This is a genomic window from Salipaludibacillus keqinensis, from assembly GCF_003226325.1.
GTDB lineage: Bacteria > Bacillota > Bacilli > Bacillales > Salisediminibacteriaceae > Salipaludibacillus > Salipaludibacillus keqinensis.
In genome coordinates this window covers 111523-134621 of the sequence record NZ_PDOD01000006.1, presented here as the reverse complement: position 1 = coordinate 134621, position 23099 = coordinate 111523, and the positions used below count along the sequence as shown (strand labels likewise).

At 40.8% G+C, this 23099-nt stretch carries 26 protein-coding genes; 16 read left to right on the top strand and 10 right to left on the bottom strand.

The window, feature by feature from the left end; all coding sequences use genetic code 11:
* Positions 1–86: 86 nt before the first annotated feature.
* A complete protein-coding gene (locus tag CR194_RS18970) occupies positions 87–347 on the top strand; it encodes a hypothetical protein (protein WP_158282314.1) in 261 nt (86 codons plus the stop codon).
* 146 nt (positions 348–493) lie between these two features.
* Here the strand turns inward: CR194_RS18970 and CR194_RS18965 are convergent, their stop codons facing one another.
* The gene (locus CR194_RS18965) at positions 494–682 is read right to left on the bottom strand and encodes an H-type small acid-soluble spore protein (RefSeq protein WP_408640769.1); all 189 of its coding nucleotides are present in this window, start codon (positions 680–682) and stop codon (positions 494–496) included.
* An 18-nt stretch (positions 683–700) separates the two neighbouring features.
* Positions 701–886 carry an H-type small acid-soluble spore protein gene (locus CR194_RS18960; protein WP_110611993.1) on the bottom strand — a complete coding sequence of 62 codons (186 nt, stop codon included), beginning with the start codon at positions 884–886 and terminating at the stop codon, positions 701–703.
* A 120-nt stretch (positions 887–1006) separates the two neighbouring features.
* Here CR194_RS18960 and CR194_RS18955 point away from each other — a divergent pair, with 120 nt between their 5' ends.
* Entirely contained in the window at positions 1007–1576 is a 570-nt protein-coding gene (locus CR194_RS18955) for a GNAT family N-acetyltransferase (RefSeq protein ID WP_110611991.1), read from the top strand.
* On the opposite strand, the gene CR194_RS18950 is transcribed toward CR194_RS18955, so the two are convergent.
* On the bottom strand, positions 1573–2304 hold the full coding sequence (locus tag CR194_RS18950) for a DUF421 domain-containing protein (RefSeq protein ID WP_110611989.1): 732 nt from the start codon (positions 2302–2304) through the stop codon (positions 1573–1575). The two genes, CR194_RS18955 and CR194_RS18950, sit on opposite strands and share 4 nt — an antisense overlap.
* A gap of 114 nt (positions 2305–2418) precedes the next feature.
* Here CR194_RS18950 and CR194_RS18945 point away from each other — a divergent pair, with 114 nt between their 5' ends.
* The 5 genes from CR194_RS18945 (at position 2419) to CR194_RS18930 (ending at position 5819) form a co-directional block, all read left to right on the top strand.
* A complete protein-coding gene (locus tag CR194_RS18945; RefSeq protein WP_110611987.1) occupies positions 2419–2784 on the top strand; it encodes a YidH family protein in 366 nt (121 codons plus the stop codon).
* Positions 2785–2955: 171 nt separating this feature from the next.
* On the top strand, positions 2956–3909 hold the full coding sequence (locus CR194_RS18940) for a YndJ family transporter (protein ID WP_110611985.1): 954 nt from the start codon (positions 2956–2958) through the stop codon (positions 3907–3909).
* 321 nt (positions 3910–4230) lie between these two features.
* A complete protein-coding gene (locus CR194_RS20350; RefSeq protein ID WP_158282313.1) occupies positions 4231–4392 on the top strand; it encodes a hypothetical protein in 162 nt (53 codons plus the stop codon).
* A gap of 2 nt (positions 4393–4394) precedes the next feature.
* A complete protein-coding gene (locus CR194_RS18935; protein ID WP_110611983.1) occupies positions 4395–4814 on the top strand; it encodes a DUF6069 family protein in 420 nt (139 codons plus the stop codon).
* 180 nt (positions 4815–4994) lie between these two features.
* Positions 4995–5819 (top strand): ion transporter, encoded by an 825-nt coding sequence (locus tag CR194_RS18930; RefSeq protein WP_233254432.1) that lies wholly within the window; start codon positions 4995–4997, stop codon positions 5817–5819.
* A gap of 50 nt (positions 5820–5869) precedes the next feature.
* On the opposite strand, the gene CR194_RS18925 is transcribed toward CR194_RS18930, so the two are convergent.
* Complete coding sequence (locus tag CR194_RS18925; RefSeq protein WP_233254431.1) at positions 5870–6571, bottom strand: hypothetical protein; 702 nt, start codon at positions 6569–6571, stop codon at positions 5870–5872.
* Positions 6572–7034: 463 nt separating this feature from the next.
* On the opposite strand from CR194_RS18925, the gene CR194_RS18920 reads away from it, so the two are divergent.
* Positions 7035–7463: a peroxiredoxin-like family protein gene (locus tag CR194_RS18920; protein WP_110611978.1), complete on the top strand. Its 429-nt coding sequence runs from the start codon at positions 7035–7037 to the stop codon at positions 7461–7463.
* A 165-nt stretch (positions 7464–7628) separates the two neighbouring features.
* On the opposite strand, the gene CR194_RS18915 is transcribed toward CR194_RS18920, so the two are convergent.
* Positions 7629–7988, bottom strand: coding sequence for a DUF4870 domain-containing protein (locus tag CR194_RS18915; RefSeq protein WP_199228210.1), 360 nt, complete (start codon positions 7986–7988; stop codon positions 7629–7631).
* Positions 7989–8214: 226 nt separating this feature from the next.
* On the opposite strand from CR194_RS18915, the gene CR194_RS20775 reads away from it, so the two are divergent.
* On the top strand, positions 8215–8340 hold the full coding sequence (locus CR194_RS20775) for a hypothetical protein (RefSeq protein WP_269845735.1): 126 nt from the start codon (positions 8215–8217) through the stop codon (positions 8338–8340).
* 27 nt (positions 8341–8367) lie between these two features.
* Positions 8368–8595 (top strand): hypothetical protein, encoded by a 228-nt coding sequence (locus CR194_RS18910; RefSeq protein ID WP_110611976.1) that lies wholly within the window; start codon positions 8368–8370, stop codon positions 8593–8595.
* A gap of 80 nt (positions 8596–8675) precedes the next feature.
* Here CR194_RS18910 and CR194_RS18905 read toward each other — a convergent pair whose 3' ends face one another.
* The 4 genes from CR194_RS18905 to ablB form a co-directional block, all read right to left on the bottom strand.
* Positions 8676–9356 (bottom strand): SOS response-associated peptidase, encoded by a 681-nt coding sequence (locus CR194_RS18905; RefSeq protein WP_110611974.1) that lies wholly within the window; start codon positions 9354–9356, stop codon positions 8676–8678.
* A 209-nt stretch (positions 9357–9565) separates the two neighbouring features.
* On the bottom strand, positions 9566–11560 hold the full coding sequence (locus CR194_RS18900; protein WP_233254430.1) for a hypothetical protein: 1995 nt from the start codon (positions 11558–11560) through the stop codon (positions 9566–9568).
* Positions 11561–11632: 72 nt separating this feature from the next.
* Positions 11633–12976: an ATP-grasp domain-containing protein gene (locus CR194_RS18895; protein ID WP_199228209.1), complete on the bottom strand. Its 1344-nt coding sequence runs from the start codon at positions 12974–12976 to the stop codon at positions 11633–11635.
* A gap of 186 nt (positions 12977–13162) precedes the next feature.
* A complete protein-coding gene (gene ablB, locus CR194_RS18890; protein ID WP_158282312.1) occupies positions 13163–14017 on the bottom strand; it encodes a putative beta-lysine N-acetyltransferase in 855 nt (284 codons plus the stop codon).
* 217 nt (positions 14018–14234) lie between these two features.
* Here ablB and CR194_RS18885 point away from each other — a divergent pair, with 217 nt between their 5' ends.
* The 6 genes from CR194_RS18885 to CR194_RS18860 all read left to right on the top strand — a co-directional run bounded on the left by CR194_RS18885 (position 14235) and on the right by CR194_RS18860 (position 22399).
* Complete coding sequence (locus CR194_RS18885; protein WP_110611970.1) at positions 14235–15413, top strand: acetyl-CoA C-acetyltransferase; 1179 nt, start codon at positions 14235–14237, stop codon at positions 15411–15413.
* A gap of 207 nt (positions 15414–15620) precedes the next feature.
* Positions 15621–17693, top strand: a complete 2073-nt coding sequence (locus CR194_RS18880; protein WP_110611968.1) for a sigma 54-interacting transcriptional regulator — start codon at positions 15621–15623, stop codon at positions 17691–17693.
* A 438-nt stretch (positions 17694–18131) separates the two neighbouring features.
* Positions 18132–19706: an acyl CoA:acetate/3-ketoacid CoA transferase gene (locus tag CR194_RS18875; protein ID WP_110611966.1), complete on the top strand. Its 1575-nt coding sequence runs from the start codon at positions 18132–18134 to the stop codon at positions 19704–19706.
* Positions 19707–19744: 38 nt separating this feature from the next.
* Entirely contained in the window at positions 19745–21034 is a 1290-nt protein-coding gene (locus CR194_RS18870) for a GntP family permease (RefSeq protein ID WP_110611964.1), read from the top strand.
* Positions 21035–21102: 68 nt separating this feature from the next.
* Entirely contained in the window at positions 21103–21843 is a 741-nt protein-coding gene (fabG, locus tag CR194_RS18865) for a 3-oxoacyl-[acyl-carrier-protein] reductase (RefSeq protein ID WP_110611962.1), read from the top strand.
* Positions 21844–22162: 319 nt separating this feature from the next.
* Positions 22163–22399, top strand: a complete 237-nt coding sequence (locus CR194_RS18860; protein ID WP_110611960.1) for a hypothetical protein — start codon at positions 22163–22165, stop codon at positions 22397–22399.
* A gap of 77 nt (positions 22400–22476) precedes the next feature.
* Here CR194_RS18860 and CR194_RS18855 read toward each other — a convergent pair whose 3' ends face one another.
* Positions 22477–22995 carry an acyl-CoA thioesterase gene (locus tag CR194_RS18855; protein ID WP_110611958.1) on the bottom strand — a complete coding sequence of 173 codons (519 nt, stop codon included), beginning with the start codon at positions 22993–22995 and terminating at the stop codon, positions 22477–22479.
* Positions 22996–23099 lie beyond the last annotated feature (104 nt).

Here is a 23099-nt window from a genome sequence, read left to right as displayed (position 1 = left end):
TTGGAGGCAGGATATACCTTCTCTCTATCATCAATAACGTCTATCTATTACATTAGGAGGAGCGATGAAAAAGGTAGGGTGCCATGATGGGGAATGCGACGTGGAAGCAGATGGTCACAACAGCAATCATAGGAGCTATGGGAGGATGTATCTTTTATTTGGGAAGCCTTCCATTACCATGGCTCCTTGGTTCCATGACGATGCTGGTACTATGGCAAGGCATCTATAAAAGAAAGCTGTCTGCACCAAAATATTTGAAAAACATTGGATTTGTGCTCGTAGGGATGTATTTCGCCTTTTTTGTTACAAATTGTCCAAATCGGACACTAGCTGCTAATTCCTTGTAATTTCCCATGTTCTTCCACCTATCCAAATAGTTCCTCTTAACTAGTACCCCGACTGAGGAGACATTAATCTGGATTTTCGAGGGAGGAAGAAGTAAATGACAACGAACGTAAAGAAACGGCCTAACTAGGCCGTTTCCTTCCACTGTTTATTCTTTTTCAATCAGGCTGGTGACTTGCACATCAAACTCTTTTTGAGGATCAGCTAGAGGGAATACCCTAGCAGTATCGGTGTCCATGTCTACGTGTTGTATATAAATCGGCGTGCCGTTAAACATGACATTCTTCATGTCTGGGGACTGGGCGATTTGTTCGGCTCGTTGCTTATTGATGTTCATACACTCCTTTATCTGTGACTATAGTCCTTCTTCAATCAAACCTTTCAAGTCAACTTCTTGCTGATGGTCCATTTCATCTAATGGGAATACAATGGCTGTTTGAGTGCTTTCATCCACTTCTTCGATATACACCGGTATACCATGGTACGTAACGTTAATCATAACCGGGGCATCGATAATTTCTTTCACTCGATGACTGTCCATGAAGACCTCCTTAAGGCGAGTTGAATTGTATTTTTCCTCCCAAGAAAAATAAATATAAGTGGAGAATATTGGCATGGTAAAATGAAAGAAATAAAATGCTGATAGAAAGGTGGGTCTCTATTGGAGAAACACGAAGAAATTCCTATTCTTGTCACCGGGCATTACCTATTAAGAGGTTTGACCGAGAACGACGCTGAGGATCTATTCCCAATGTTGTCAAATCAAGAGACGATGAAATTTATTACGCCTCACCCAGCTAAAAACGTGACGGAAATTTGTGAAGAAATAAGGGATAGTTTATCTAAATACCATCAAAAAAAAGAGATTCCGTGGATCATCATAGATAAAGAAACAAATCGTTTCATTGGGATGTTTCGCTTCCATAAGTTGAACTTATGGCACAAAAAAGCGGAAATGGGTGTGGTGATTAGTAAAGAAAATCAAGGACGTGGAGTCATGACTGAAATCCTCCCGGTTTTGTTACAGTATGGATTTAGTGAAATGCATCTGAACCGTATTGTAGGTGATATTTTTTCCGGAAACAAAGGGTCAAAGAAACTCCTTGAAAAGAACGGTTTTCGAAAAGAAGGGACATTAAGACAAACGGATTTCGATGGAGAGAAATATCACGATACCATCGTCTACTCATTGCTAAAACATGAGTTTCATACGCTTCATCAACTTGATTAATGTCGAATTCGCGGGATTTTCAAAGAGGGTTCTGGTTCTTTGTATTGACTGATTTGTAACTCAAGGTCAGCATTCATGGACGCAAAAAATATATCTTTAGGATCATCGATGCCGTGTTCAAATAATTGTACGTTAAGCCAATCTTCATCTAATGAAAAATCCTTTAACACATTCACATCTATTTTGCCCTCTATAACGACAGGCACTGCCATGGTCGAAGTAGCTTTCATAATGTTCATGTCCTGCCGAGTGACAGGCTGGCTATCTACTTTTTTCAACAAACTTAAGGAACCGTTCGCCTCCACTATGGCCGTTTCTACTTCATTCACATTAAATACGTCTTTTTCTCTCAGCATTTGCAAAAGGTTGTCGAGAGAATAGCGAATGTGTTTTAAATTCCTATTTAATATTTTTCCATCTTGAACGACTACAGTGGGTTCAAACGTAAGGAGTCGACCAATGAATCGGTTGGTGATTTTCAGCTTTGCGACTACTTTTTGCAAAATAGCAATGAATATAATCGCTAATGCGGTAGGGAGGTGGTGAATGTCAGGATCAGCAATATCCGCACCAACGACAGCGCCTAAAATGACAACAATGAGAAAATCAAATATAGGGATTTCTCCGATGGCACGTTTCCCCATGAAGATGGTCATGAATAGCAGAAGGGGAATGATGGTTACAATTCGCCCTAGTACAATGAAGATTTCTTGCAAACTTTCCATCAACCTTTCCCTCCCGAATTAGTGTTTCTGCTATTTTTTCCAAATAAGCGGAGAGTCATGTATGATCTTATATAAAAAAGAAATGATTCCATTAAAGTAAGAAGGGAAACTATAAATATGACCGAGAAAAAACCTACAATCGATTCATCTTATATTCAGCAACACCTAGCGAATGAACGGACATTTCTGGCATGGGTCAGAACGGCACTGGCAATGAAAGGAATTGGATTTCTCATATTCGGTATTGAGTTAACAGTAGGAGTGGGTTCGCCGTTTACGAGAAACCTTGCAACGATACTAAGTGTGATATCATTCGTGGCAGGTGTAACGGTCTTAGGACTAGGAACGTGGCTGTTTTTCAAAAACAGACGAACTATTAATGAACAATTGTTCACATCGTCTTCGTGGGTTGTTATGATCACGAGTGTGTTGGTGGCCATCGTCATGTTCTCTTTGTTGCTATATGTTTTGTTCATGGCCTAATCAACTATTCAAGCTCTTCGTCTTTGCTTCTAATCCTTGAAGCAGTGAACGAAGTGTAAAACGTGCGTTTCCTCCACGCATAAGGTACGATGAAAAAAAATAAACGATCAAAGTTGAGAAGTTTCATTCCGATCGTTCATATACTGAAGGAAAACTTGGAGGAAGATCATCATGACTTTTAAACATAATATGATTCTTGGCATTGTTGCGAGCGTGATAGGTGCCGTTGCTGCTTCCCCCTCAATAGTAGAGCTAGCATTAATGTTCGTATTCTTCATTTTTGTTCCAAGCTTCCTATATTTAGCTTCTGCTGGACGACCACAATGTGACTATCAGAGACGAATGTTTCAATTATCTTGTTATTCATTTCCATTTGCCGTTTTCGGCATTTTGGCTATCTTCGTAGATAACGGTTGGCTATCGGCATTACTTGCAGCTGTTTGGTTTATTTTCACATTGTCTGCAGGTATAACGAGTCTTCAAAGGCTGTATAAGCGAAAGTTCAGTCATCCTGAAGAGGCGATCATTGATATCGGAATCGCATTTCTTATTATAGGTGGAATTTGGCATGTTCTCGCAAGATGGGGGATTGCTCAGTTTCTACCTTATACAGAACTAACAATTGATTTGACGTCCATTCACTATCACTATTCAGCGTTTATTTTACCAGTGTTCACAGGACTATTTGGCAGGTGGATCTTTGAGCGTCGACTAAAAGAGAGGGGAAGTCGAGGGAACTCTGTACCTTTCATTTTTTTATGTGGCGGAATGGCTATCGGCTCACCCCTTGTTGCATTAGGTATCGCAGTGGGTAATTCTCTACAACTGGTGATGGTATCTATTTATGTTATTTTCATTTACTGGCTATGTAGTTGGTGCTTAATAAAAAGTGTTCATTTTGGACTTCTTGCTGGGTGGATGATCGGTTTGGCTTGTGGGTCCTTGTTAGTGGCTATGGGAATTTCTTTACTATATAGACTAGGGATGTATATAAATTTAGACATGCCTCAACTAACAGAAATGATTCATTGGCATGGAGGACTTAATGCGTTTGTTTTCTCCGTTCTTGCAACAGGGGGATGGCTCCTGTTGTCACCTGAAGCGAAGGTAAGTAGAACTAAGTAATTGGTCATGGAATTTCATTTACAATCATTTTGATTCGTACTCCCTCTTCTTCTTTCATACACATGACAATGGTATGAAAAGTGAGAAGAGTTTTTTCAGTGTGTCTATCTTTCAGCTGTTAAAATGAAGGAACGATTTAAAGAAAAAATATAGTTAGTCGACTATTTAAATTGCGGTTCCAGGAACCCATTAGAAGAAGCTCAATTTAATGGGTAAAATACTTGTAACAGATGCAGGCCCATCACTTATCGAGATCTTGAATTCATCGCATTTGGACAAGAACAAATTTCCCATGGAGTAAAAAAAGAGTTTGCTAATGTCATGACGATGCTCTATCTTATAACTTGGATGGGAAATGCAAAAAAAGTAACGAACGATTTGGAGATCCTCATTCAGAGGAAACCTACATCCTTTAAAGAGTTTGTATTGGAGCACCATCCAGAATGGATGAAGAGGATCCCCGTTCAAAAGGAGGCAAAGTAAAGATGTATGAACAACGTTTTTCTCGTTATGTTATTGGAGGAGTCATTACGGCCATTGTAGCAGCAGCCCTAGCGGTATTTACCTTTCTTATTTTCAGCTTTATTTCAGGATACGAAGTGAAATTTATTGGGTCGAATCAAGATACGCTCTATGTGGGGGTCATTATTGGAGCGAGTGTAGTGTCTATTTTACTAGGTGCCGTGCTATTTTATGCCTTTAATCGGTGGACTAAAAAGCCTATTGTCTGGTTCGGCGTCCTCGTTCTTATAGCTTTCATAGGGAATACGGTCATGGCTGAAAACGACTTGCAGGCGCAATTCAAATTGGTTGCACACACGATCCATGTCATCGTCGCATTGTCAGCGTTCCTGCTGATACCGAAGTTAACGAAAAAATCCAAGGCAAGAAATATTCTTAAATAATTATCACTAAAATAGTGCAAGTGATTATTTACTAGGTCATTTTGAAAGAATACTTTGACTGGATCAGAGTGCTCCTCCATTGAGATGACTAGGCTATTTTTTACGGATCTAGCATTCAATTAATCAGGGAAAATGATATAATAGAAAAGTTGAAGTCCATTGATGGAAGGGAAATGCCGGTTGAAACAGACAGAATATAAACAAAACAATCATAACAGCCCGCTTAGGGATAAAATTAGACAACTGGTTGAGCACAACTATTTCCAGCCTATAATAATTAGTATTATATTGTTAAATGGCCTTGTCATCGTTGCTGAGTCGTATTTACCTGGGAATCAATTATTACTTATTCTTGATACGATTATTGTTTGGGTTTTTGTCGTGGAACTAGTCTTGAAAATCATTGGGCTAGGTACGAGAGGCTACTTCTCTGAGAAGTGGAACATCTTTGACTTTTCGATTGTCGCTGCCAGTTTAATTTTCTACAATACGCCGTTGGTGAGTGTGTTGAGGCTCATTCGAGTTTTACGTCTCATTCGGATGATTCCAGCAATTCCAGCGCTTAGGAAGATCATTGACTCATTAATGAGATCCGTACCTGCTTTAACAGGGATATTAGGTTTATCAGGATTGATTTTTTCAATCTATGCCATTATAGGGACAACTTTTTTCAGAGGTGTCCTACCTGATGAATTCTTTGGCAGTTTCCATATGTCTTTGTTTACATTGATGCAGGTTGTGACGTTTGAATCATGGGCGAGTCAGGTTGCAAGGCCGATTATTGCTGAAATACCGGGAGCTTGGGTGTATTTTGTTTCTTTTATTGTCATCGGCGCCCTCGTGATCTTGAACTTAGTCGTTGCGGTTATTTTAGATTACCTTGGCCATGATGATGAGCTTGCTCATCAAGAACAAATGGATCGGCTGCACAAAGAGAACGAGGAGCTAAGGAAAGATGTCCAAGAAATTAAACAAATACTACTAGATCAAAGAAATAGTGGGTAAGGCGTTAGCCTAACCCACTATTTTTTTCGTTATAGGCTCTTCTTAAGAGACTACCAATCAAAAAACAGTTTTAACAGTAGAGTAACCGTCGAATAAGTGAAAGCCGATATTATAAACGTAGGCAGATGCGCGGATCCTTCCGACGGCAGCTCATGTTTAATAACATTGAACATAATTGCGCCCGAAATAAAAGCGAAGACAATGGACAGAGCAATTGAGGAGTGTGGGGTGAACTCAGCAATAAGCCATCCGCACAAGATACCACCTGCAAGCATGAACCTCCCATATTTCCTATATTTTTTATTATTTTCGCGGTACATATCGTGCGCGACAGCCATGAAGTGAAGACCAACTGCCACGCCATAAAAAATCACCTGTTCTGTTGTTTGGTCCGCAGCAAACATGATGTAGGAAATCAACATATTGTAAATGAAAAACAAAGATGTTTGGATGAAAAAGAAAGAATCTTCTATCGTAGCCCCACTTCGGTATCTATGCCTTTCTGCTAATTTACTAAGAGTATAAAACACAACGATACCAATAAGGCCAAAAAAATATAGCTCAGATTCCATCGCCAGCTCCAAAGCAGTATCTCCAAAGTCATCTTGTTCGTGATGTAAAGAAGGGAGTATGTAAACGAAAATATAGGAGACGGCAATGCCACCTGCAAGTGACATCCATTTAATTTTTCCAAGTGATGAACTTCGAATGATATGATTAGCGAACACTTGAATGATCAAAAAAAACATCACAATGATAAAAGAAGCGATAACACGTCCCCTCCCTGCTTGTTTTCGTTTATGTATATATCAAGAAGGTTAAATTAGCTTTGACTTACTTACTGTGTTCCCTCAGCAGTAAAAAACCTTCCTCATCATCGGAATGAGAATAGGAAATCATTTTCCTTCATCATATTTGAAACTTATATACACATCTTACACCTTGACGAACTTCACCGTACAGAAATTTTTACAACAATCATATTTGCTTGTTTGTAAGATGATGGAACTTTTTTGTTTCAAGTAGATGCAAAAAAGGGAAGAGGAGACCTATAACTTAATGGAACAAGGAGTGAGTGTTTTGAAACTAGATTATATGTTACAAAATCCTCAGGGAGGAGAGGTGACGTTACAAGAAGTAATCAAAGGTCAACCCTCTTTAGTTGTGTTTGCTCGTCATCTCGGTTGACCGATTTGTAGAGAATTTCTTGCGCAGTTGCGTGAGCATGCGGATAGTATTGAACAAGAAGGAGTCAAATTAATCGTCATCGCTCCATCAAAAGGATCGTTCATCCAGCAGTTTCTTAATTCATTTGGACCGTATCCTTTTCCGATCTACGGTGATCCTAGGCGACATGCGTACCGAGGAATGGGTCATGAGACGATGCCGAAATTGAAGATGTTATCTATGGTAGCGATAGGGTTTGCCACAGGGAAAATAAAGAATTTCCTACCGAAAGAAGCAAAACAAAAATCCTTTGTAAAGAAATCTATGAAAACCCAAGACGTTTATATTCAAGGCGGCACATGGTTGTTTGATGCAAAGGGCCGCGTTGTTTGGAAGCACGTAGACCATTCGCCAGATGATCATGCGTCAATAGAAGAAATTTATAAGCAAGTGAAGGAGATTCACTCTAATGTTTGAAATTAGAGTGAGTCTTTTTTCTTCGTCATCAGGTTTATGAGTATGGCTGAAATACAATCTCTCTACTTAAAAAGAAAAGAAGTTAAAGGAAGATTTGTCTGTGAATAGTTACAGCTAAACTAAAAAAGAAGTGGCGCCTTTAAGTTAGCCACTTCTTCATTAAATTTACGACTTCTTTAATTGATTTTCTGCTAAATCACCGACGATGGGGAATTTGGTTCGTTCACCTTTATAAGCTTTGTACATGGCAACAATCCAGAGAATGAAGGTAAGTGGGGCGAGCAACAGACTGATAATCCATCCGAAAATTGGAATCATCCCTACAACGAAATTCAAGACGAATAATCCACCAAACAGGAAAATGGACTGAAGAGCGTGGAATCGAATAAATTGATTTTCTTTTTCAATAATGACAAAAATAATACCTGTAACAAAACCTAATAAATAAGCGAGTAATCCTCCTAAATTTTCGTCTAGACCAGTGGAAGCTTTACCTGGCGTCATGGCAGGTTTTTCATGGTCCATGCTGTGTCCTCCTTTCTTATCATATAAATATGGTACTTCGAGTTTATTATATCATATAACGAACAAAAACGACTTGTATTATTTGAATATTACAAATACTTTATTTATAATTATGAAAATAAAATAGATCAAAAGTATTGAGTAAAAGGTTTCAATTATATTGATAATGGTTATACATACTATATACAAAACTTAAATAATTTCAATGGGACAAGGAGAGATTCACATGCAAACAGTGAAAATGATTGACAAAAACAAACAAATTATCGGGTTGAGCTGGATTGGGAAGGTATCGCCAGAGGATGTTCAGGCGGCAAATGAACAATTCTCAGCGTTGATGAAACAATTTTGATCAAAGGGATTTGACGTTCTTGTAGATATGAAAGAAGTAACGGTGCTGTTTCCAGAGACACAAAAAGAGATCGTGAAGCATCAAGCATGGTTGTTGGAGATGGGAATGCAGCGTGCGGCGGTAGTCGTTAGTGGAAGTATTGCCAAAATGCAGTTAAAGAGAACAGCAAAAGAATCGAATCATTCCAAAGAATTTCATTTCTCAAGCCAAGAAGAGGCGTTAGAATTTCTGAAAAAAACCCCTGCAGGACAATAGTTGGATGAAAGATACCGAATTAAGCTCGGTATCTTTTTTATTCATAAACCTGTAATAGCGATGTTTATGGAGATAACGTGTTAGATTGAAATAGGCTTAATTAGTTCAGGGTCGTTATTTTTAGGTGAACTGACAGCAGATGAAACAGGGTAAGCTTGCATGTCGCCTGCTGGGTAAGGTCTTAGAAGATGCTGTAATTCATTTGTGTTAGACTGCATTGGATCAAGCCATGCAACTTCGTCCTTTGGATTTATTATGACTGGCATTCGGTGGTGAATCTCATTCATGAGCTCGTTTGCTTCTGTGGTAATGATCGTGCATGAGAAAACAGCTTCTCCAGTTGGAGGAGTCCATTTCTCCCACAGCCCAGCAAAAGCAAAGTACTTTTCATCTTTTAGATGGATCCTGTAAGGTTGCTTACCCTTACCGCCGTCACGTTTTTTCCACTCATAAAAACCATCAGCAATGATCAAGCATCGTTGAGTTTGAAAAGGCTTTTTAAAACTCGGTTTTTCAGCTAGAGTCTCAGCGCGTGCATTCATGAGTTTGTGGCCGATTTTTTCATCTTTTGCCCAGCGGGGGATCAGTCCCCAGCGAAGGTGACCCATCCGCTTGTTCTTTCCATCATGAATGACTGACAGAACAGGCTGACTAGGTGCGATATTAAATGAAGTTTCTATTTGTTCCGGTAAATACGCACTGATAATTCCAAAACGTTCCTCTAATTCATCAGCTGTAGTTAATGTGAAGCGCCCGCACATTTAAATCCCCTCCGTCCATTCTATTGTTTCTTTCCATTATAAAGGAAGACAGATGATTTTTCTAAACGGACTCTGCTTAATTTATCTCTTCATTTATATAAAGCATTTCTTAGTGAAATGCATGCGGTCACTTTTTCTTTAGGTGGCACTGTGTCGGAAAAAATAAGAAAAGAAAGGCTATCTTTTTAAGACAGCCTCTCTTTGTTTTTTTACAAATCAACCCAAGTATATTTCTCCCCCCAACTTTCTCTAGCCAGTTGTTCTACCTTTTGGACCATTTCCTTTTCAACTGCATAGGCGTCTCCTTGTTCATAAGGGTTGTAGTGAAAAGCGTAAAGACGAGCGGCGAATTCGTGAAAGGGAAGTGAGGATTCACCAGGAATTTCTCCGTGTCCTGTCACTGTAGGGGTGATGCCTTGTCCCCACACTTGCGAGCTGTCATTATTGGGATTGTAAAAGTAGATCCGGTATTCACCATCAGGATCTTTTGCGATTCGTTGAATAGAAACGGCATGTAGCCCAAGCATTTCGCCGAACGTATTGGTAATAAAGATTCCAACTGGGTTTGGATAGATTAATTCGTGTCCTTCATTAAATTCAGGGTGGTGTGTGGAATAAAACAGTCGAACAAACCCTGAGAAATCGGCTATAGAACCGGTCATGGCATCGATAGCTGAACTGAAGCCTTTGTTGACCCAGTTCCCGTAGAAAGCAGGATTGACCCATTTATGCACGTCTTCGCCCCGAAATTCAGATCGTCGGACCAATTCACCATATATTCGGTCCAGATGAGGGACAAGCACCAATGATACTGGATCTAGTTCTTCATGAAGATCATCGACTAATCCTTCCCTCAAGTTTTTCGAGTGAATGGCCTGTCCTTCAAACATGATATCGATATCTCCATCTCTTACAGCACGAGGAATAAGTTCCAATAAATATCCAGGAGCGTGAAGAGACCATAAGCTGATCCCCCGTGCAGTCTGGCAAGTGGGGTTCATTCCTTGACCGATTCCGAGAGGTTGTCCTAAAACACTAATCACACCAGAAACGAGAATGTCGTTAGCGGTAATCCCTTCGTCTTTATTAATGGAGCTTAGGAGCAACCTTCGAATTTCCGGTTGTAAATCCAGTTCAATTAAACGTCTAAGTCCTGGGATAACCGGGTTTGTTGAGAGAATACCTCGTTCGAGCAACAGAGCAAGCCCGTATACCGACTGTCGCATTGGCGGATGAATCGCAACTTTTATCAAGTCGCTGACGGTTGAGATATGCTCTTCCAGATTGGCGACTCCTTTTTTACTTAAGCCAAGAGCCATCGCAAGTAATTCACTTTTCTCTCGATTTAAATAGCGTACTAAAATGGCGTGGTGATCGCATACAAGTCCGGTCGCGTGCATTGATTTAGCAAACGTCCGTGCTTCTTCTTTTAACTCTTTTTCCGTCGCTTCTTTCAGGCGTTTCCGGTAGTCGCACGGTTCATTGGCTTCTTTACACAATTTAGAAGGGCCTGAAATAGCCTGAACGTAGCGTTTAATCGCTTTTTTATCTTGGGCATCGATAGGATTTTCCAACAATTGTTGCGCGTCTTGAATCATTGAAGCGATTCGATTAACCATAATTGGGCGTTGAGCTACTAACTCATCAATTTCTTCGATGAGCGTCCCCGAGATAGAAGTGAGAGAAAGTTCGTCTGCCAAAAATTGAAACAGTTTTTCTGCACGGTTTTTCTCTTTTTCTTTTCCTTCGATTCGGGCGGCTTCCGTTTCTTCTGGAAAAAGAATATCTACATTTAATGCCATGACCGAATCAAGAAACTCTTTTGCCATCTCTTTGCTTACCGTTTCGTTTTCATGATCTCCTTTGGCAATAGAAACCATGCGGAGTTCACTGAGGATCTCAACAATGGCGGTCATCCCAGTGGCCATTAACGACCCTGAGACGAGACGGGGTTCAAGCTTCGCCGGCTCTGCCCATGGACCACCTTCAAAAACTCCAGCTGCGTCAAATCTTCCTGCGTATTGGTATAGGAATTTCATCCCCTCTGGTTCTTCCATTAGTTTGGCAGAGGCTTGCAATACATCAGGTTGATACATTTTTTTGGCGTAGGGAAACGCCTCTTCCATCGTAATAAAAGCTTGTTTAAATGCTTCTGTTTTCGTCGCATCTATTTCAGTATGATTCGTCTCTTCTTCTGTTGTCACGTACGACACTCCTTTCTAAAAATAGGGGATGCCATGAAAGGCTCGAGGGTTCACGTGCCAGTTCTCGCAATTCTACATAAAAAAATCATGATCCACGTAATCGGTTAATGGCTGTTTCACATGATCACTAAGTTCGTTATAAAAGAACACGGTACCAAGGTGGTTTCCATACCCTTCTTGTTCTTGAATTTTACTGACCCCTGGCTTGAATAAGGTATGCTTTTCAAAGCTTGGATGATCTTCTAAATCGGGAGGGACATTCACGCCTCCAATATAGGGTGATTTAGGGTACACGAGAAAACTTCCAGCATGACCAGTGAAGTCGTTCTCTTCAGGAAACACTCCGTCTAGTTCTTCTTCAGTGGTGTTCGGGTCACAGCAAAGAATATGAGCCTCGTAAGGATTAAATCCATATGTCTTTTTCATCAAATCGAAAATATGTCCGCCGGGAATTCGGTATGCTACTTCTCCGAAATACAACGTTCCATCGTTAGCAATAAAAAATTCCGGATGAATAATTCCGTGATCAATATCGAAAACGTCAACGATCTTTTGAACTTCTTCCCGAACAGCTGGACGAAGCGCTTCAATTTCTGGGGAGGGGGGAACCATCATAGAGTATCCAAATACAACATACTCAGTAATATTCAGAAATTGAACTTTCCCTCCTTGTACAAATGCTTCACAAGAAATTTCGACGCCTTCCAAGTGACTTTCCATCAAACAAGGAAAATTCTGATCTGATAATTTTTGGTCAATGTCGGTTTCAGATCGGATGATTCGATGTCCTGCAGCACCAGCTTTATTAAAGGCCTTTACATGAATAGGATCGGGGTCTTCTTGATGATGCCTCAAAAGAGATTGATTAACTTGGCGGAAGAAGCGGCGCACATCTTCTTTTGATTGGCCCTCTTCAAACACGCCAACTCTCAGTCCTCCTATATGAGCTCGACGTTTCATCATTGCCTTGTCTCTGAAAAGAATGGAATGGTCAAACAGTCTGCGATCATTTCGGAAATGAGAGTTCAGTGCACCAGCCCACTCGACCGTTTCTTCAAAAATGGGAACCGCATGATCCACGTCCAGTTCCGTTAATTTCTTAAATAATTCTTGAGATTGTTCATAAATATCTTCATAGCTAAGGTTACGGTCAAATTCCCATTCAAAAAATGGAATGTTATGTTTCGATGCGTATTCTCCAAACTCTGGAAGGCTGACGACTAAATACTTGCGCCCCATTCGATCCAAAGCTTCAATAGATGGAATACTCCAGCCGATAAGAGCGATTTTCTTTTCGCGGTTTCTTTTTTTATGCTCGAGCTTCTTAGGTCCAGTTGTTTGCGACTGCAAATACTTTCGGTCTTGCTGGTCGTTCATTTTAAATGATAGATCTTGTGCTAGGTCATTCAACGGCATGCTTGTCCTCCCCTTCTTAAATCACTGATAATCTGCTAAATTGGATATAGTTTCCCTATCCAACTCACACCTCTCATGATTTTCAAAAAGAGAAGAAAATATTCCTTCGGTCGGAAAAGAGTAAAAAGAAAAAAGAATGAAAGAAGGAGCGCTTTCATTCTTTGAAAACAATGTTTATCGCCTTTCTTAAAGAGCTTTATACCAAATATTCATATTCTCCAGTCTTCCGCAAATGTTACTATTTTTAATCATCCGTCCCCCGAAATGAAAGCCGTGTTTAGCGTTGACTAAATTCATTCCTGCAGAGATGGATCGTGAATAGGAGAAAAGTGTTTTTACGCCGATTTTCTTTAGCCGTGGAATTAAGTGCGCCACTTGATAGGAGAGTAGCTGCTTACTACGGTGTTCCCGATAGGTGGCACAGTCAGAGAGCTCTGCTGCGCTAAATTTTTTCATGAGATCAGCTGAACAAGCGCTAACTATTTTTCGTTTGTGTTCTACCACTAAAAAATAAACATCGTCATCCATCATTTTAGTAATGAAATCAGGTTCATTCATCGGAGTAGGATAAGAGGCGAAAACCGTTTCGTAAAGTGTAGCCATTTGATAAACATCATCTTTTCTTCCCCATCTCATGAAGTAACCAGGCGGCAGTTGGAACCGGTGAGATGGGCCTTGACCTTTTTTTCTGTGAACTAAACGAAATACATTTTTCTCTAGTTGGGTTAGAGAGGTTTGATCTCGATCTGTGTCAAGAAATAAGGCGAAGATATGAGCGTCTTCTCCATTAAAGAATGCTTCGATCATTCCTTCATACCGATCAGCATATGCGTTGATTATTGGTTGTTGAGATAATGTCACATAGAAAATTACCTTATCGCATTTTTTCTCGATGGCTAGCTTTTTTACAACTTCAATAAATCGGTCAATTAAGTGATTCTCAGGTAGTGAATAAATTTTTAATCTCCGACTGATGGGCTCAAAGAGAATTGGTATACTGAACACGGAAGTAGTGAAAGAATGGTCCTTCAAAATAGTCATAGGTGAAGAGACTCCCCCTTTATAAATCATTGCTTACAAAACAACATATTTTACTAAGACTTGGATTATGTCAAAACCGATCAAAAGGGATGGTATTCATTCATAAATGTAAAGTAGAACTTACAATTTTGGATTACGCTTCATAAATGTTTGGCACGAATATTGCATTAGATTTAAACTGAATAGACGTGAATGATAATTATAGGAGGAATGGACAATGAGAGAAGTAGTGATTGTCAGTGCAGCAAGAACAGCGATCGGTAATTTCGGGGGAGGACTAGCATCGAAATCAGCTGTGGAATTAGGTGCGATCGCGGCGAAAGAAGCGATTGAGAGGGCAAGGATTGATCCCGCTGTAATCAACGATGTGCTTATTGGAAATATTTTGTCTGCAGGTTTAGGCCAGAACGTAGCAAGACAAGTGGCGATCGAATCAGGTGTGCCCAATACTGTCCCAGCGACCACGATTAACAAGTTATGCGGTTCTGGTCTTAGAACAGTAAGCATGGCCGCACAGTTTATTTCCCTAGGTGATGCAGACGTGATTCTTGCCGGTGGAACGGAAAGCATGAGCAATGCTCCATACGTATTGCCAAACGCACGGTGGGGACAGCGCATGGGCGATGGGAAGATGGTAGACACACTCTTGAAAGACGGATTAATGGACGCTTTTACAGACATTCATATGGGGATCACTGCAGAAAATATCTCTGAGCAGTGGGAAATTAATCGAGAATCGCAGGATCAGTTCGCATTGGAAAGCCAACGCCTGGCTGAAGCAGCTCAAAAAGAAGGGCGTTTTGATGAAGAAATTGTCCCGGTAGAGATTCCTCAGCGTAAAGGAGATCCGATAGTCGTTAAGGACGATGAATTTCCGAAGCACGGTATGACGATTGATAAGCTTGGCAAGCTTCGTCCAGCCTTTAAAAAAGGTGGGACGGTGACTGCAGGTAATGCATCAGGCATTAATGATGGAGCAGCCATGGTCATAGTAATGGCAAAAGAGAAGGCAGACGAGCTAGGGTTAACACCACTGGCAACGATTACTTCGTATGGAAATGCGGCATTAGATCCTCAAATCATGGGTTATGGACCTGTTCCTGCAACGAAACAAGCCTTAAGTCGTGCAGAGCTAACGATAGAGGATATAGATCTTATTGAAGCGAACGAAGCCTTTGCTGCCCAAGCTCTTTCTGTAGCAAAAGATTTGAATATGCCGAGAGAAAAAGTGAATGTTAATGGAGGTGCGATTGCCCTTGGTCATCCCATTGGTGCCTCTGGTACCCGTATTCTCGTCACTCTTCTTCACGAAATGAAGCGGCGTGATGCGAAGCGGGGACTAGCTACTCTATGCATTGGTGGGGGACAAGGAACATCCTTGATTGTAACGAGATAAATTCAATATTGCATTTCAAAGAGGAAGCTACCTTGAGGGCTTCCTCTTTGCTATACTTACATTGATTACATAGTACAAGCGTTTAACTATCGAAGTGGTAAGTTAACATCAAGTGCACACACCAATCTGAGGACCATAAAACGGTGAATCCATCGGTGGAAATAATACAAATATATATAAAACATCTTCTGAGAGGAGGTTATTAGAATGAACCAACACGTCCCGGCAAAACAAGCAATGAGAACAGCTCCTGTTATTTTAGACCATAACGAAAGTATTCAAGAAGCGGCAGCGAAAATGTACCACATGCAGGGATATGCGGCCCCTGTATTAAATGGAGATCGTAGAGTCATCGGAAGTCTGTCAAATGACTCGCTCATGACAGCGATGATGAAAGGGCTCTCCCCACAAACAAAAATAGCCGACATCATGGAGCGTCAAGTGACAACAGTCCATGAAAAAGAAGTCCCGTTGCAAAAAATAACGTGGAATCCATCGTCCTTACCTGTAGTGAATGATGAACAGCAGTTAACGGGGATGCTTTATCCTGATGACTGGCTGTTTGCGTTAGAAACAGAGCGAAACGAAACAATCGAGGTGTACCAATCTCTGTTGAATGCAGAAAGAGACGCCCTGTTTCTTATAGATGCCAACGAAATGGTTGTCTATAGGAACAGACGGGCTGCCGATTTATTTGAGAAAGATGGATCAAATCTTATGTCGGAGACGCAGCGTTATGAGCTGTTCAATCAGGATACGGTCAAGAAAATTTTAAATGATGCAAAGGATGAGGGCAACTACTCTATTTTTGTTAATCAAAAGAAATTTAGGGTTAAAAAGCAAACAATTCGATTTTCAAAAGAGACAAAGACGTATGTAGCTCTTCGGATCAATGTAGCTGAGCCAACTTCATTTCCTGTCGAACAAGAAGAATGGAAAGAAAAAGCGGAGAAAATGAAAACGGTCATCGAACTGGCTCATGACGGAATCATAATGGTCGATAAAGATGGAATCATTACGATGCTTAGCCAAGATTATGCGGATTTTCTTGAAGTGAGCATAAACGATGTAGTGGGTAAGCACGTTACAGATGTGATTGAGCATACGCGTATGCACATTGTTGCGAAGACTGGCAAACCGGAAATTGCGGATATTCAACCAATCAAAGGAGACTATATGGTAGCTACCCGTCTGCCTATATATAAGGATGGAAAGTTAGAAGGCGCAGTAGGAAAAGTTCTGTTCAAAAATTTAGGTGGATTTAAAGCATTGAAAAAAAGAATGGAAAAGTTGGAAAAAGAGCTGAGTACGTATCGTGGAGAATGGCAAGAAACAAACCGTGCAAAATATCAGTTCAATCAATTAATTGGTAAGAGCCAGCCTTGGACCAAAGCGAAAAATCTCGCGTTAAAAGCTGCCTCAACTGAATCAAACGTACTTTTACTAGGAGAGAGCGGAACGGGAAAAGAATTATTTGCCCATGCTATTCACAACGCCAGCACAAGATCACCAGGCGCATTTGTGAAAGTCAATTGTGCAGCGATCCCAAGTGATCTCATTGAATCAGAATTATTTGGATATGTTGAAGGGTCGTTTACGGGAGCGAAGCGAGGCGGAAAAAAAGGAAAATTTGAAGCGGCAGACGGAGGAACGATCTTTTTAGATGAGATCGGTGAACTACCTATCCATATGCAGGTCAAGCTTCTTCGCGTTTTGCAGGAGAGAGAAGTGGAGAAAGTGGGAGCGACCGTTGCTAAACCGCTTGATATTCGTGTCGTCGCGGCAACGAATCGGAATTTGGAAGAGATGATTGCAGAGGGAGATTTCCGATTGGATTTATTTTATCGTTTGAATGTGTTTTCGATTCAAATTCCTTCTTTAAGATCTAGACCAGAAGACATTGACATCCTTGTACCCCATTTTTTGAAAAAGCTTTCTGCTCGTCTTAGCAAAGAAGTACATTCCATTGACCGTCAAGCCATGACTAGCTTATTACAATACGATTGGCCAGGAAATACGCGAGAGCTTGAGAACGTAATAGAACGAACCGTCAATGTAGTCGATTCGTATCAAACGATTCAGATGACTCATCTCCCAGAAAAGATTACAGGTGTAAAGTCCGAAGTGAAACCAAAAACTTTAGATGAATATATAAGAGAAGCAGAAGAGAAAGCTCTCCACGACACAATAAAATATACAAAAGGAAACAAATCTAAGGCGGCTAAATTACTTGGTATAAGCCGAACCGCCCTCTACGAAAAAATAGCCAAATACGAATGACAGGAATGCTGGATGGGCCAAGCCCGCCAGCATTTTTAAGTCACGTTTGACGTCACCTCTCATGAGAGATTAGCGACATTTATGCACGAGCTACAATGATCATCAACGACATTTAGCTCATATAAAAATACCGATTTTATAACTACACTCACATGTAGACAGTGCAAAAACCATAAATGTGTAAACTTATACGAACATACTTTTACTCTATGCAATATAGTGTAAGTTTTAACTAACAACTTGTTGTAAGCGCTTTATTTATCGTTCGGAAAATGTGACACTTTCATGAACGATTCGCGTAAGCGCATTCATTCACTTAACTTGTAGGACTTGATCTGTTCACTTATTTTTCTTTCGTATTCTAAAAAAAGTTGGCATCGATCTTGCAGTATATTTCAGTACAACATTTATGAGAAAAGGATATGGAGGTTGATGAACATGAGTAAAGTGATGACAGCAAAAGAAGCCGTTAGTCAAATTGAAAGCGGTGCCATGGTTGCGACAGGTGGATTCGTTGGAAACGGTCATCCAGAGGAGCTTACGCAGGCACTAGAAGAACGTTATTTAGAGGAAGGCGCACCAAAGAATCTATCACTCGTTTACGCTGCGGGCCAAGGCGATGGAAAAGACCGGGGTTTAAACCATCTCGGTTACGAAGGCCTCGTGTCCAAAGTTATCGGCGGACACTGGGGGCTGGCACCGAAACTTCAGAAACTAGCTATTGATAACAAAATTGAAGCTTACAATCTTCCACAAGGGGTTATTACTCATATGTTTAGGGATATTGCCGCAGGAAAACCAGGGACGATTTCACATGTTGGACTTAGAACCTTTGTAGATCCTCGTAACGATGGGGGAAAGATCAATGAGTTCACAAAGAATGACATGGTTGAGTTAATGACTTTCAATGACAAAGAGTATTTATTCTATCATTCCTTTCCCATTCACGTAGCCATCATTCGAGCGACGTATGCCGATGAATTTGGGAATGCGACGATGGAAAAAGAGGTTGCTAGTCTTGAAGTCCTTTCCATGGCTCAAGCAGCAAAAAACAGTGGCGGAATTGTCCTTATGCAAGTGGAAAAAGTTGTAGAAAACGGCACATTGGATCCAAGGATGGTGAAAATTCCGGGAATCCTTGTGGATGCAGTAGTGGAAGCAAAGCAAGAGAATCATATGCAGACCTTTGCAGAGCAATATAACCCAACGTATTCAGGTGAGGTCAAAGTGTCTTTAGACAAACTAAAACCTCTTCCACTGAACGAAAGAAAGATTATTGCTCGTCGTTCAGCGATGGAATTAATTCCAAATGCAATCACTAATCTTGGAATTGGTGTTCCGGAGGGAGTTGCCTCGGTCGCTAGTGAAGAAGGTGTGATCAGTAACATGCGATTAACTCTAGAATCAGGACCTATTGGCGGAATTCCTGCAGGTGGATTAAGTTTTGGCGCATCAACGAATCCTGACTCGATCATAGATCAGCCTTATCAATTCGATTTTTACGACGGTGGCGGATTAGACCTTGCTTTCCTTGGTTTGGCCCAATTAGATGAAGAAGGCAATGTGAACGTAAGTAAGTTTGGAACGAAAGTAACGGGTGCAGGCGGGTTTATTAATATAACGCAAAACGCTAAAAAGGTCGTTTTCTGTGGAACCTTTACGGCTGGAGGATTGAAAGTGGACATTCAAGACGATAAGTTGTCCATCGTTCAAGAAGGGAAAATGAAAAAGTTTGTTAAAGCTGTCCAACAAATTACATTCAGCGGCCCGTTTGCTGCCGAATTAAACCGTCCAATTATGTACATTACAGAACGAGCAGTTTTTGAGTTAGGTCCTAAGGGATTAGTCCTGACAGAAATCGCACCGGGTATTGATTTGGAGCAGGATATTCTTGCTCACATGGACTTTAAACCAGTCATTTCAGATGAGTTAAAACTGATGGATTTAAGTATCTTTAAAGATGAGAAAATGGGGTTAAATTGTGAAGCTTCATCCGCAGTTTTAAGGAAGTAATTTTTGAACTCATTTTAACTATTAAGGGGGAAACACCATTGTTTGGAATTTTATTAGGGTTAATTTTAATTATGGGCTTAGCGTACATGGGCTGGTCAATTATCTGGGTAGCTCCGATTGCAGCAGGGGTCGTAGCGTTGACTGGAGGACTCGATCTTCTCGACGCTTACACGAATACGTATATGTCAGGGTTCGTCGGATTTGCGCAAACATGGTTTCCGGTATTTATGCTAGGGGCGATTTTCGGCAAACTGATGGAAGATACAGGGATGGCAAAATCTGTTGCTGTAGCGATAACGAAAGTGATTGGCACGCAACGAGCCATCTTAGGAGTACTTGTTTCAGCGGCAGTGTTAACATATGGTGGGGTAAGTTTGTTTGTAGTTGTATTTGCTGTATACCCTTTAGCATTAGCACTTTTTAGAGAGGCGAATATTTCTCGTCGACTGATCCCACCAACGGTTGCGTTAGGTGCTTTCACATTTACAATGACGGCAATTCCTGGAACGCCGCAAATTCAAAACTTAATTCCGACACAATACTATGGAACGAATGCAATGGCAGCTCCAGTCATGGGGATTTCAGCCGCCATTGTCATGGCTTTTGGAGGGTATTTTTACCTTCGCTGGCGCGAAAAACAATTAGCTGCAGCAGGTGAAGTGTATACGGAACCGAAAGATAAGAAATTGTTAGCTGAAGACAAAGACGGAAAAATTCCGAATGTAGCATTGTCATTTTTACCACTTGTTCTCGTAGTTTTCACGCTAAATATTTTGAATTGGGATATTGTTGTTGCATTATTGACAGGGGTCGTGTCGATTATGCTGCTAAACATTCCAAAGTTCAAGAATTTCACAAAAGCAATCAACGGTGGAGCCAGTGGTTCAGTTGTAGCTATAGTTAACACGAGTGCTGCAGTAGGTTTTGGTTCAGTTGTTCAGGCAGTACCTGGATTTGAACGATTAACAGAACTGGTCATGAGCATCCCAGGAAATCCCTTGTTTTCACAGGCAGCTGCGATCAATGTGCTTGCTGGGGCAACAGGGTCTGCTTCCGGTGGTATGGGAATTACTCTCGAAGCGCTAGGAGCGCAATACTATGAAATTGCTATGAACACAGGCATTGCTCCCGAAGCATTTCACCGGGTCGCTTCCATTGCGTCAGGTGGATTGGACGTTCTTCCTCATAATGGAGCCGTTCTAACGCTCTTAGCCATTACGGGGATGACTCATAAAGATTGTTATAAAGATATCTTTATTGTTGCAGCGTTAATTCCAGTATTTTCAGTAGTTGTGGCTATTTTAGTATCCATGATCGGTCTTTTATAAAAAAAGGTAAAGAAGAACAAAGTGTATTGAATTACATTGATTCATAATTTTAAAGGAGAGAATATACTATGAGATTACAAGGAAAAACAGCGATTGTAACAGGTGGAGGAAGAGGAATTGGTAAAGCTACGGCATTGAAATTTGCTCAAGAAGGAGCCAACGTGGTTGTGGCTGATTTAAATGACGCAGAGATCAATCAAGTAGCAACAGAAATTGAAACAGCAGGTGGAAAGGCGCTGGCACAAGCGGTAAACGTCACCGATCGTGAAGCTGTCAGCAATTTAATTAGCTCTGCAAAAGAAGCCTTTGGCCGAGTCGATATCGTCGTAAATAATGCAGGAATTACAGCGGATGCTCAGTTGTTAAAGATGGAAGAGGAGCAATGGGACCGCGTGATTGACGTAAACTTAAAAGGTGTGTTCAATGTATCTCAGGCAGCAGCAGCTGAAATGAAAGAACAAGAAGGAGGCGTCATTCTAAACGCTTCGTCTGTCGTGGGTACGTATGGAAACTTCGGTCAGACGAATTACGCAGCTACGAAGTGGGGCGTGAACGGGATGACAAAGACATGGGCGAAAGAGTTGGGCCGATTTAACATCCGAGTCAATGCTGTGGCACCAGGGTTCGTACTTACGCCGATGACCGAAAAAATACCAGAAAAAGTACTTGAGATGATGAAAGATAAATCAGTAATTAAAGATTTAGCTTATCCCGATGATATTGCTAATGCATATCTTTTCTTAGCATCAGATGAAGCGCGCTTTATTACAGGAGAAATTCTAGCCGTTGACGGTGGCGTGGTTATTTAAGTTATTCATAGAGACCGGGACATGTTCCCGGTCTTTTTTCATTTGTTTAACTATAGATTTTTGAGTTGTGGATAACAGAGAAGTTAGTAGGAGTAGTTGCACTGACGAATTTTGCAATCTTTACTGTCTCAGTTTTCAATAGGCATACGATTTTCTTGTTATAGGTGATAGGTAATGAGAGCTGTCGAACCAAAGAGTGGAGAAGAGAGCAAAGAACAAAAGGTGTTTCAACCATTCGCATTCTTTCCTCCTACAGAATGTTTGATTTATGTTTTACGGGGAATGGTTTTATTAAGAAAATAAAAAGGAGTGTTTACTTGTGAGTGACGATTATAAGCGCGAGGAAAAAGTCGAAAAGAAAGAAGAGCCCGGCAGAGTCGGAGCGACATTTATTAAATATGCATTTATTACGATTATTACTCTTATCATTTTGTTCTTTATCGTGAACTATCTCATTCCAATGTTTCCTGGTGGAGACGGCGGGGGTGGTGGAAACGACAACACGATCAACGTTGAGATTGATGGAAATTTAGATGGTGGGGATAACGGTGAATAACGCGCGTTCATATGAATAAAAACGTGCGTCCTATTTTATTAGGGCGCACGTTTTTTGGTAATGAATAACGTGATCATTTAACAGTTTTCCCACGGTTTTAACTCAGTGAGGATTTTGGCTAGCTTTTTGCTTTGTTTACGGCCTTCTTTACGAACTTTAGATCTCTCCGGCGCAGTTTCATTTAAGTAAATTTCTTCTTCAGATTCTGGGATAGCTTTAGGTACGTTTGTCGGTTTTCCATTCTCGTCCAAAGCTACAAATGTTAAAAAGCTTGTAGCAGCCACACGTCGATCTGCGGTGAGCAAATCTTCGGCAATAACCTTTACGAATACTTCCATAGAGCTCGTTCCGGTCCACGTAACGTGAGATTCAAGACAAACCGAATCGGTCTGGCGGATAGCATGAAGGAAATCTACAGAATCTGTAGAGGCTGTGACACATTCGGTACGACAATGTCGAGCCGCAGAGATAGACGCTACATCATCAATGTCTCTCATTAATTTTCCACCGAAAAGGGTGTTGTGATTATTTGTATCTTGCGGGAAAACACGGCCTGTTTTAATCACTTTAGAATGTTTACATGGTTTTTCTTTCATGCTTTGTTGTCCTCCCGTATGATGAAATTAGATTAAAAAAGTATACCATTAATGTGAGGGAAAGCCAAAAAAATGAAATAGGATTTAAATAAGAAACGATTGGA